The 11,800-nt window shown below is 42.1% G+C and carries 6 protein-coding genes and 1 pseudogene; all 7 read left to right on the plus strand.

Features of this window, described 5'->3' with window-relative positions; genetic code table 11:
• The first annotated feature begins 69 nt into the window (after positions 1-69).
• On the plus strand, positions 70-696 hold the full coding sequence (locus tag JWR61_RS03355) for a DUF1080 domain-containing protein (RefSeq protein WP_301926444.1): 627 nt from the start codon (positions 70-72) through the stop codon (positions 694-696).
• Between the two features lie 25 nt (positions 697-721).
• Positions 722-2,080, plus strand: a complete 1,359-nt coding sequence (locus tag JWR61_RS03360; protein WP_301926445.1) for a Gfo/Idh/MocA family oxidoreductase — start codon at positions 722-724, stop codon at positions 2,078-2,080.
• A 657-nt stretch (positions 2,081-2,737) separates the two neighbouring features.
• A complete protein-coding gene (locus JWR61_RS03365) occupies positions 2,738-5,998 on the plus strand; it encodes a SusC/RagA family TonB-linked outer membrane protein (protein WP_301926446.1) in 3,261 nt (1,086 codons plus the stop codon).
• Positions 5,999-6,016: 18 nt separating this feature from the next.
• Positions 6,017-7,606 carry a SusD/RagB family nutrient-binding outer membrane lipoprotein gene (locus JWR61_RS03370; RefSeq protein WP_301926447.1) on the plus strand — a complete coding sequence of 530 codons (1,590 nt, stop codon included), beginning with the start codon at positions 6,017-6,019 and terminating at the stop codon, positions 7,604-7,606.
• A gap of 324 nt (positions 7,607-7,930) precedes the next feature.
• Positions 7,931-10,009, plus strand: a complete 2,079-nt coding sequence (locus tag JWR61_RS03375; RefSeq protein WP_301926448.1) for a family 20 glycosylhydrolase — start codon at positions 7,931-7,933, stop codon at positions 10,007-10,009.
• A gap of 444 nt (positions 10,010-10,453) precedes the next feature.
• Positions 10,454-11,530: a hypothetical protein gene (locus tag JWR61_RS03380; RefSeq protein ID WP_301926449.1), complete on the plus strand. Its 1,077-nt coding sequence runs from the start codon at positions 10,454-10,456 to the stop codon at positions 11,528-11,530.
• A gap of 13 nt (positions 11,531-11,543) precedes the next feature.
• Positions 11,544-11,800 (plus strand): annotated as a pseudogene (locus JWR61_RS03385) (acetylgalactosaminidase); the annotation flags it as partial.

Genomic DNA, 11,800 nt, shown 5'->3' on the forward strand with positions numbered 1-11,800 from the left:
GCCTTACTTTTTTTCTTGCAATTTTTGGTAATTCAGGTGCAGTCCCAAAGCAAAAAAGGGTGGACTGATTTGATAAAAAATAATTCTTTACAGGGCTGGAAAAAGTTGGGCGGTGGTGGTCTGTTTGCGCTGGAACATGGCGCCATTGTGGGAACTTCCGTAGTTGATTCGGTCAACACTTTTTTGGTAACCGAAAAAGAATATGGTGACTTTGTCCTGGAACTGGATGTAATGATTGAAAGTGAACTCAGTAACTCCGGAATTCAAACCCGTAGCCACTTTGGAGGCAGTCAGCATGCGGGGAAAGTGTATGGACGACAGATGGAAATTGACCCCAGCAACAGGAAGTGGACCGGAGGAATTTATGACGAAGAAAGAAGGGGATGGTTGTATCCGCTTACATTAAACGTGCCTGCAAAAGAAGCTTTTACTGTTGGTAAATACAATCATGTTAAAATTGAATGCATAGGCGACGAAATGAAGACCTGGATAAATCATGTGCCGGCTGCTTACCTGAAAGATCCGGTGGATAGAACGGGGTTAATCGGTCTGCAGGTGCATGCAGCAGGTGATGTTGAAAAGCCAGGAACGAAAGTGTACTTTAAAAACATCCGGATAAAAACAACAGGCTTGGTACCGGAAAAGATGTCTGCCCAAATTCATGTAGTGGATACCGGTTCATCGGGTAAATTGTAACAGTTCATCACTCAAAAATAAACCTATGCCATACTCAAGAAGAAATTTTATAAAGCACACGGCGATTGCTGCAGCGGGTACTGTACTTGCTTCTAACGGTGTAAGTGCCAAAAGTTATGCAAGAATTATGGGTGCCAATGACCGGGTAAGACTGGGCGTAGTGGGTTTTTCCGATCGTTTCAGATCAGCCCATTTTCCCAGTTACCTGCAGCATTATGAAGAATTGAATTTTGACATTGTAGCCGTTTCGGACATCTGGAAATTAAGAAGAGAGGAGGGACAACAATTTTTAAAAGAAAAGCTGGGGCATGATATCATTGCCTGCAGAAACAATGATGAATTGTACAGGGTTAAAAACCTGGATGGTGTGTTTATAAGCACCGCGGATTTCCAGCATGCATTGCACACGGTTGAAGCCATCAATGCCAACTGTGATGTGTATTGCGAAAAACCTTTTGCTGAAACCATGGCAGATGCAAGACTCGCATTGAAAACGGTAAAGGCTTCCGGCAAAATTGTACAGATAGGATCGCAACGCAGGAGCGGGGTAAATTATAGAGCAGCTGAAAACTTTATCAAGTCGGGCAAATTCGGCGATATAAAGATGGTAGAACTTACATGGAACGTGAATCAACCCGGAAGGTGGCGCAGACCTGCGCTGGTAGCCAAGTGTAAAGAAGAAGACCTGGACTGGAAGCGTTTTTTACTCAACAGGCCATACGAAAATTTTGATCCGAGAAAGTACCTGGAGTACCGATTGTTCTGGCCGTATTCTTCCGGTCAGCCTGGCCAGTGGATGAGCCACCAGATAGATACTGTGCACTGGTATACCGGCTACAATCATCCCAGAAGTGTGGTGGCCAACGGTGGTATTTATCAATGGAAAGATGGCAGAAGAAACTGGGATACCACAACAGCTGTTTTTGATTACGGTCCGCAGGATGATGCAGGCAAAGGCTTCCAGGTGGTGTTCATGAGCCGCATGAGCAACGGAGAAGAAATACCGCAGGAGATTTATTATTCAAACGGCGGAGAGCTGAATCTGAATACCAATAAAATTTCGGGCAACGGTGGTTTGACAGAACAGTTTGCAAAAGAAATGAATATGCAGGTGAACATATTGCCCGGCATGGACCTGGTAGACCGGACAGTAAAGATCGATGCCAGTGCCAATGCGGGTGGGGATGAATACACCTCGGCCCACGTGCGCAACTGGATGGAATGCATCCGCACCAGAAAGCAACCCAATGCACCTGTTGAAGCAGGCTACTATCATTCCATCGCAAACATCATGACGAATGCAGCGGTAAGAACCGGGGCCAGGGCGACATTTGATGAAGCTACGCAGGAAGTAATGGCCAATGGAAAAGTTTTTCAATATTGAAATACCGTGTTGATATTTTCAGATAATTGCTGGATGTATGTCAAAGCCTGAAACTATAAAGTGCCTGATTATCCTCGTAAAAAATACAGGTTGCAATTATTTTTTTAAAGACAATAATGATGGGGAAGAATCAAAAGCGCTGCAGCGATGTTGTAATTATAAAGATGCTTTTGATAATTGCCTAAATACAGATTGATTGTTTGTTGTAACATAACAACTTTAATGAGAATAAAATTTGTTAAAAAAGTATATATATTGAATCGAATATTGAATTTTTTAGCCTGATTAATAACATAATTTTATTTCATCAAAATGATATTGCTTAAGAAAAATTCTTTTTGACGAAACAGACGAAACACTTGCCTGCGGCGCTTTAGAATTTAAATTGCTTTGTAATTGTTTATCTGCAGAAGAACAATTACAAACGGGATAAAGTATAAATTTTAACCCGTTATTGCAACCCAGTTCTCTTGGCAGCCCGGATTATTTAGTTGGTATTTTTCCTTTTTTGTATAATCTAATTTGTATTGATTTTTTACGAATCAATCAGCCGTGTCAGTTATCCTGGCGGAGACGGATAGTATATTATTTGGTCTTGATTCTGTAAATAAAAAATAGAACTAACAAACTGCTTTATAAACCTAAACACTACATTGTATGTACTTAAAATCCATTTTTAAATCACGCTTTGATGAAGGAGCAGGCAAAACAAACAGGAGTAAAGAAATGTTTGTTTCAATGCGTGCTTACGGGAAGATTTTATTCGTATTCCTGTTGGCTTCGTCATTTCATTTAAAGGCTGTCTGTAATCCCGGTACTTTAGAAAACAGGCCGGAAAATGGCCATCTGTTTCCTGATTTTAATGCATTCACTATCAGTGGTACTGTAACTGATCAGGCGACAGGTAAAGGGGTAGAAGGTGCTACCGTAAAAGTGAAAGGGGAATCCACTTCAACAATTACAGATGCCAGCGGTGCTTTCAGCATCACTGTTAAATCTGCCAAAGCTACACTGCTATTTACCTCTGTAGGATTTCAGTCAGTAGAAAGGGTGGTAGATGCCAACACCGGTACTTTGAACGTGGCAATGGAGAGTGATCAGAAAGCAATGGGCGAAGTGATTGTTACCGCATTGGGTATTCAGCGTTCTGTAAAATCGCTTACTTATTCCGCACAAAAAATTGGCGGTGATCAGATCAATGAAATGAGGGATGCCAATTTTACCAATACGCTTTCCGGTAAAGTAGCCGGTCTTTCTATTACTTCATCAGCAGGCGGTCCCGGAAGTGCTACAAGGGTATTGCTTCGTGGCAACCGTTCCATCGCCAGCTCCAACAATGCCTTGTTTGTTGTAGATGGTGTTGCCATCGATAACTCAACCCCTGTTAAACAGGTAACGGACGATGCGGGCAGCAATGGCGGCGGTCATAGTGGTAGTGATGGGGTATCCAATATCAACCCTGATGATATTGAATCCATCTCTGTTTTAAAAGGCGCAGCAGGTTCGGTTTTGTACGGCAGCCGTGCAGCAAACGGTGTTATCATTATCACCACAAAAAAAGGAAAAGCAGGCAAAATTGCAGTCAATATTAATTCAGGTGTAACCATGGACAAAGCCATGTTGCTGCCCGATTTTCAAAATACCTACGGTCAGGGTGCAGGAGGTGATTTTTCTACCAATACCGGTAACAGCTGGGGTCCAAAAATAAGTGGACAAACAGTAACAGACTGGACAGGTAATTCAACCAAGCTGACAGCTTACCCGGACAACTTTAAAGACTTTTTCCGTACGGGTGTTTCTACCAACAATGGTGTAAGCATGAGTGCAGCTACAGATAAAATACAATCCTATCTTTCTTATACTAACACGGCTTCCAGCGGTATTGTGCAGTATAACCATTTAATGCGTCATACCTTCAATGCAAGGGTTGGATACAATATTACCAGCAGGTTAAGTGCCGATGCGAAAGTTACTTATACGCTGCAAAATATTTATGATAAACCGGGTATTGGTGGTGATGGTATGGTGGCAGCGAATATCTACCGCATTCCAAGATCAGTAAACCTGGAAGATATTAAACACTACCAGGATGTGGATGTAACCGGTATTGAAACACCTACTTACTGGACGTCGAAAGATCCGGTGTACATGAATCCTTACTGGACCATCAACAATACCCATCGCGATGAAGGACGCAGCAGGTTAACCGGTCTGATTTCATTAAAATATAAACTGACCGATTGGCTGAATCTCCAAGGCCGTTTAAGCAACGATAGTTACAACGATTATATCACGCAGAAATACGCCAATAACACCGTTAACTATGCACGTAAGCCAGGTGGTTATTATGCGGAAGGAACAGATTATGTTTCTGAAAGAAATGCAGATGTGTTATTAACTGGTAACAATAAAATAAGCAGCGCATTTAAAGTGAATTATAATATCGGAGCTTCGGTATTAACAAGAGGATTAAGGCACAGGAATATCATGGCGGATGGGTTGGCTTTCCCAAATAAGTATGATCTTAGTTATGCAAGCTCTGCATTAAAGACAGAGGCGGTTACGTACAAAAGAGATTTGCAGTCTGTGTATGGAACAGCACAAATATCTTACAACGATTACCTTTACCTGGATGTAGCTGCAAGAAACGATTGGGCCAGTACATTGCCTAGTCCATACTCATATTTCTATCCTTCAGTTGGCTTGTCTTGGGTTTTATCAGACATGACCAAAATGCCTGACTGGATCAGCTATGCTAAACTAAGAGGCTCTGTTGCCAAAGTGGGTAACGATGCAGACCCGTATATGCTCTCTCAGACTTACTCTTACATAGCAGGGGGCTTCGGTGGCTACATCGGCAGCAGCAATACAAAACTGATAAGCGATTTAAAACCAGAGCTCACTACCTCACTGGAGTTGGGAACAGAATGGCGCTTCTTTAAAAACAGGCTGGGCATTGATTTGAGTTACTATAAAACCAATTCAAAAAATCAGTTATTCAAGGTTAATACACCATCCCCATCTGGTTATTCATTTGCTTACATCAATGCGGGTAATGTTGAAAACAAAGGGGTAGAATTGATGTTAACGGCAAAGCCAATCGTTGGCAGTGGTCTTAACTGGGATGTGTCTGTGAACTTTGCAAAAAACACCAACAAAATAATCGAATTATTCCCCGGCAGTTCTATTCTTCCGCTGGGTACCTCCGCCAACGTGCGTACAGCCATCCCGGTTGTAACAGTGGGTGGTTCATATGGAGATTTGTACGGGTACAAATGGCTCAGATCAAATGGCCAGTTTGTAGTGGATGCGAATGGAGCACCCGTTAAAGGAACTGCCATTGAAAAAATAGGCAATTTCAATCCGGATTTTTCATTGGCTTTAGGTAACACATTTACTTACAAAAATCTGTCATTAAGTGTATTGATAGATGGTAAATTCGGTGGCGAAATTGCTTCCGGTTCTGCTGGTCAGACTGCGTATGCAGGAACCGCAGCCATCACTGCCAAATACAGGGATGCCGGCTCACTGTTATTGCCTGGTGTGTTAGCAGATGGTACAAAAAATGCAACGCCTATCAATGCCGAAAAACTATGGCAAACCGTAGCGCAGGGCGATTACAACTGGGCTGAATTTTTCACTTTTGATGCCACTACTGTAAGGGTAAGAGAATTGTCGCTTGGGTATGAATTCAAAAGATTGCCATCCGCTTTCAAAGCCATTAAATTATCGCTGGTAGCAAGAAATCTCTTCTTCCTTTACCGCGGAAGTTCAATCCTGGATATACCGGGAATAGGGAAACGTAAAATGGATTTTGATCCGGAAGTTTCTTTTGGTAACAGTAACTACCAGGGTATTGAATACTACAATCTTCCATCCACCCGTAGTATTGGATTGAATCTGAAACTTACATTTTAAGGCTAAAAAATTTATTTTATGAATAAAAGATATCAAACAAATTATACAATGAAAATTTCCTTTTTATTGTTAGCGTCGGCAATCATCTGTTTTACAAGTTGTACCAAAAAATTCGACGATGAGAATACAGACAAGACAAAACTGAGCAGTGTTTCCAAAACTGAATATCCGTTTATGTTTTCTTACGCTCTGATGGCGCCAACGCTTAGCCCGGATAATTTTGAAGTAGGCGAGGGAACCATTGCCGGCGTATATTCCCAGTTCTATTCGCAGGCCGCACAATCTTTTCCAACTGACCGGTATGTAATTGTGCAGGCATGGGATCCTGCTATATGGAACCCGGTGTATACACAGGCGGTACCACAATTAAAAACAATCATGGAAGGTTCCGATGCAGCTTCTGCAGAAACAGCGATTGCTAAAATCTGGTGGGTATGGTGCTTTCACAGGCTGACAGATCATTTTGGCCCGATTCCTTATTTTGATGCAGGCAATGCGCAACGTTCAGTGCAATACACACCGCAGGATTCTATCTATTTTGATTTTTTTAAAAAGCTGGATGAAGCCGCTACCGCATTAAAAAATCACACCGGAGAAAAGCCTTTTGGTGCATATGATTTAGTGTATGGTAAAACAGCTTCGCCGGTAACCAACTGGATAAAATTTGCGAATACATTGCGTTTAAGGCTGGCGTTAAGAATATCCGGTGTAAACCCAACGTCGGCTAAAACGGAAGCGGAGGCGGCCGTTGCAGGCGGGGTAATGACAGACCTGGCGGATGATGCTTATATGCCGAAAAATACCAGCTATTACAATGAGTACAATGGTTTGGCAGTTACCGCCGGCTGGGATGATATCCGCATGAGCGCCACCATGGAATCAATTTTGAAAGGCTACAGCGATCCACGCCTGCCGATATTTTTTCAGCCTTCTGTTGCCACCAGTACTTATGAAGGTGTAAGGAATGGTTTGTATACATCTGAAAAAATCATTGATATTAATTCGAGGTTGTTCAATTCCAACCTTGGTACCCGCTGGTGTAACTGGGTAAATGCTGACTGGAAAACAAATTACGGCGTACCACAAGATATCATGCATTGTGCCGAAGCTTACTTTTTAAAAGCAGAAGGTGCATTGAACGGTTGGAACATGGGCGGTGGCAGTGCCCAGGAATTGTATGAAACAGGTATCAGAAAATCAATGGCCCAATGGGGCGTTACAGATGGCGCCGCTATTGATGCTTATGTTGCCAATACAGCAACACCGATTGCGCCGCAGGATGGCCAGAATTCGCCTGCTGTGAATGACTATCCTGTTAAGTGGTCTGACAATACAACCATGCAACGCAAGCAACTGGCTCAGCAAAAATGGCTGGCGTTGTTTCCTGATGGTATGGAAGGATGGGCGGAAGTACGCAGAACAAATTTGCCTGCTTTGTATCCTGTTGTACATAGTGAAAACAGTGATCTGCCACAGGGCACATTTATCAAAAGAATTCCATTCCTTGATATCGAGTCGTTAACCAATGGAGATGCAGTTACAAAAGCAGTCCAGATGCTGGGAGGGCCGGATAATACCGCCACAAGGCTTTGGTGGGATAAAGACTAACAGCGATTTATTTAAAATAACAGCATCGTCGTTTAGTATGGTTAAAGTAAGTGGTCAATTGTAAAAAATTGGCCATTTGCTTTTGAGAGATATTTCGCTGATAACGGATGAAGCAGGGTATCATTTGAAAAGCTGAGGTGTTTGAAAAATTGTTTGTTGTTAAAAAAGTATAAGTTTTCATTGCATTTTCAAACTTATAGTTGCTTTGTAATTTTTATTTTTGGAGAAGTCATTTAACGAGCCGCGATGACTGAAATATAATTTTATTTCTTGGTACGCATTGTTACATTTATGGGGCACTTAATTTTTCACCGGAAAATAAATATGAAAAACGTCCACCTCTTTTGGCTGCTGTTTCTTTTTTTAATTGGCGGGGTAAAGGCGCAGGAAAAGCCGGTGCTGCTTCCTCAACCAACGGCAATGAAATATGATCTGTCGGCCAAAGCCTTGTCATTGCAGGATTGTAGTATTTATTTACCAGCCGGCGCCTCAAAAGATATTTCATTTGCAATGATGGGATTAAAGCAGGTGATAGAGGAACGTTTGGGCAAAAAGGTTAGGATCGTAAGCTTACCTTCTTTGGCAAAGGTTAGTTACAGCATTAAAAACAAAGGCTTGGAATTGCCGGTGGTGGCCGATACCAATCATGCCAACCAAAGAGAAGCTTATAGTTTATACATCAGTTCCACATCAATAAAAATCGAAGCCAATACAAGTGCAGGTTTGTATTACGCCATTCAAACCATCAGGCAATTAATACAAGGGCAGGGAAAAGCAGCGGTGTTACCTGCGGTAACGATCAAAGATAATCCTGTGTTGCCATTTCGTGGGGTGATGATGGATTTTGCACACGGTGGTTTATTAACTGTGGCAGAGATCAAATCTCAAATTGATTTTTTAGCCCGGTATAAAGCCAACCAATATTATTTCTACAACGAAGTATCGATCAAAATGGAAGGCTATCCAACGCTGAATTACGGCGCCAATTATACCAAAGAAGAAATAAAAAGTATCATCGCCTACGGAAAGGAAAGGCATATGGATGTGATCCCATTCGTTGCCATGTACGGGCACTTGCACGAGCTGATCCGCAATGAAAAATATGCATCATTGGCCATTGGAAAGTATGGTCATGAAATTGATCCGGCCAATCTGCAGGTGAGTGTTTTAATGAATGACTGGATCAAACAATACACCCAACTTTTTGAAAGTCCGTTTATACATGTTGGCTTTGATGAAACCTGGGAGACAAAACAGATTTCCGAACGTGCAGGTCAGCAAAAGATTGATCCTGAAGGGCTTTTTATAAAGCAGCTAACTTTCATCAGCAACGAATTAAAACAATACGGCAAAACGGTGTTGGCCTGGACGGATATGAATAATTTTTACCCCGATATCCTGGCCAGGTTTCCGAAAGAGGTGATACCGGTAATCTGGGAATATACACCCGATACTGCAGCTATCAACCATTATCTTCGACCAGTGCTGAAAGAAAAGCGCCCCTTTTTTATACAGCCTGCTGTATCGGGCTGGGGCCATGTATATCCCAACACCAATTACACTTTTGATAATATCAATCTTTGCCTGGAAGCAGGCATGGCAAACAATACGCTGGGTTTTATTACTTCTGTATGGACTGATCCGGTTGAGCCATTTGTGCGGCCTTCCTGGTTGTTTATGGCTTATGGCTGCATTGGAGCCTGGCAAGGTAAGGTGCCGGATAAAAATACCTTTACTTCGGACTACAGCTCGGTCGAATATGCTTCCATTGGAGCAGATATGAACCAAGCCATTTCATCCATTGCAGCAAGTGGGGAATATTTGGGAAAATGTTTGGGAAAAAATACGGGCGGCCTGCCAAGGGGCACCATTGTAGAAAGCTGGTCGAATCCATTTCAACCTTATTACCTTGAAAATACCGAAGTACATTTGGATGATTTTATTGCTTGCAGGAAATTGAGTGAAGAAGCAGAAGGGATACTAATTAGCTTACAGGAAAAGGCACCGAAAAGTCAACGTTCTTTTATCAACTCCTTGTTGGTTAGCGCCCGGTTAATTAATTATACCGCCACCCGTTTTATATGGGCCAAAAGAATTTGCGACCGCTGGAAAGAATCCACCCTGCCGGATAAAAAAGATGATTTTGTTATTTATGACATCACTTACAGTTGCCATGGTTTATTGGTAGACATGATGGATGAATGTGGCGAACTTAAATCGGTGTATGAAAAAGCCTGGCTCGATGAATACCAGCCCTACCGCTTAAATACCATGCTGGCCCGCTTTGACGTGGAGCAGGGATTGTGGCGCAAATTGTTTTTAAAAGTATTGGATCACAGGATTCAGCTAAAAGATGATGAAGTAAGCAAATCGTTTGAAGAGTTGTTTAAACCGGACTTTTAACCCAGCGGTCGGCACCGAAGGTCAGACCGCGGCGAACAGGCGAACAGGTGAATGGTGAATAGTGAATAGTGAATAGTCAGTAGTGAGTGGTGAGTTTGTGAAGTAAGAATGATAATTACCACCTATACTTGTTGTGTTGGTATAGAATAAACTTGTTGAACAAAGGACAAATGAAGAATTGGAAGAACAAATGTTTGGCGAAGATTTAAAGGACCGCCCCCTCCTCTCAAGGGGAAGGAGAAGGAGGATGAGGTAAATTTGAGCCGTGCGACTAGCCTGCTATCGATTTTTGAAGTGTATTCGATTTGGCCGTTCCACATAGCTATAAAAGTACAAGTGAGTGACACAACGATGGAGCCATGAAAGGCAACTGCTGGTGAACAAAGAAAATCATAATTAATAAACGCAAAACCCTAATAATAACCGATCTTAAAAAGCAATACAATGGAAACAACAGGCATCAGTTTTATAAGTCCCATTGATGGGGACATGCTACATGCGAAAGATGGTGACGTGATCAATGGGGCGCTGGAGACGATTGTTACTGTCAAAGCACCCAAAGGCAGCAGCATCAGCATTGACGGGGAAATTGCCACAGCGATCGGGGATGTTTTTATTGCAAAGCTGAGTTTTAAGAATTATAAAAACAGCATCGAAGTTGTTGACAATAGTACCGGTGAAAAGAAAAGCATTACGGTGTATTGGTTGCCCGACTTTGCCAATAAATACCGGCTGTCGATTGATGATAACATCTGGTTTTTAAGAGACCTGCACAAAGAAAATCCGGCATCTCTTTTTGATAATTCTTATTTGGCATTTCTTAAGAATGTGCATGAAACCTACGGCACAAAAATTCACCTGAATTTATTTTATCAAACGGAAGGATTTGATTTATCGCAATTGAGTGATAAGTATAAACCAGAATGGGAAGCCAATGCAAATTGGTTACGGCTGAGCTTTCATGCACTGGGCGAATTTCCGGATCAGCCTTATATCAATGCTGGTTATGATAAGGTAAAGGAAGATTGTACGTTGGTAGATGATCAGATAAAACGCTTTGCCGGCAAGGCTTCCATGGGACCGTTTACCACCATACATTGGGGCGAAGCAACCAAAGAGGGTGTGCGTGCTGTAAAAGAAGCTGGCTATAAAGGGTTGTTAGGATATTTTGGGATGTACAATGAATTGCCAGGTGTATCCTACTACCTTCAAGGTGATAAAAGAGAACGGGTAGAGAAAAGATTTGTGTGGAAAGACGATGAAACGGATATGGTATTTGTAAGAACCAGTATTGTGATTGACAGGGAAAAAATAGATACCATTGTTCCGTTACTGGAAGGATATAAGACGAATAATAACATGCCACCTTACCTTGATTTTTTAGTGCATGAACAATACTATTATCCCGACTATTTTAATTATCAACCCGATTACCGGGAAAAAATAATTACGGCTGTACAATGGGCGGTGAACAATGGGTACGAGCCCGCTTTTTTAGCGGACTGTGTTTTTGAAAAATAATTCCTTTAAATAAATGATGAATAAAAGAAGAGATTTTATAAAGCATACTGGTTTATCCGGTTTAGGCCTGGTGGTATCGGGTATGATGCAGGCTTACGCCAACACCACCGAAGACTTAGACCGGATTAAAGAACAGGCCGATAGGAAACAGGCACCAAAGTTCAACATGTGTGGCTACGCTGCGCCAAAGCTGGACGTTGTAAGGATTGGCGTGGTCGGCATCGGTAACCGTGGATACGGAGCACTGGAAAGACTGGTGAAAATTGAAGG

Origin of the sequence: Ferruginibacter sp. (assembly GCF_028288465.1) — a bacterium.
In the GTDB taxonomy this organism is placed as follows: Bacteria; Bacteroidota; Bacteroidia; order Chitinophagales; family Chitinophagaceae; genus Ferruginibacter.

Coding starts and splice junctions, on each gene's coding strand:
- JWR61_RS03380 (WP_301926449.1), top strand. CDS start 10,454: ATGGAAACAACAGGCATCAGTTTTATAAGTCCCATTGATGGGGACATG.
- JWR61_RS03365 (WP_301926446.1), top strand. CDS start 2,738: ATGTACTTAAAATCCATTTTTAAATCACGCTTTGATGAAGGAGCAGGC.
- JWR61_RS03370 (WP_301926447.1), top strand. CDS start 6,017: ATGAATAAAAGATATCAAACAAATTATACAATGAAAATTTCCTTTTTA.
- JWR61_RS03375 (WP_301926448.1), top strand. CDS start 7,931: ATGAAAAACGTCCACCTCTTTTGGCTGCTGTTTCTTTTTTTAATTGGC.
- JWR61_RS03360 (WP_301926445.1), top strand. CDS start 722: ATGCCATACTCAAGAAGAAATTTTATAAAGCACACGGCGATTGCTGCA.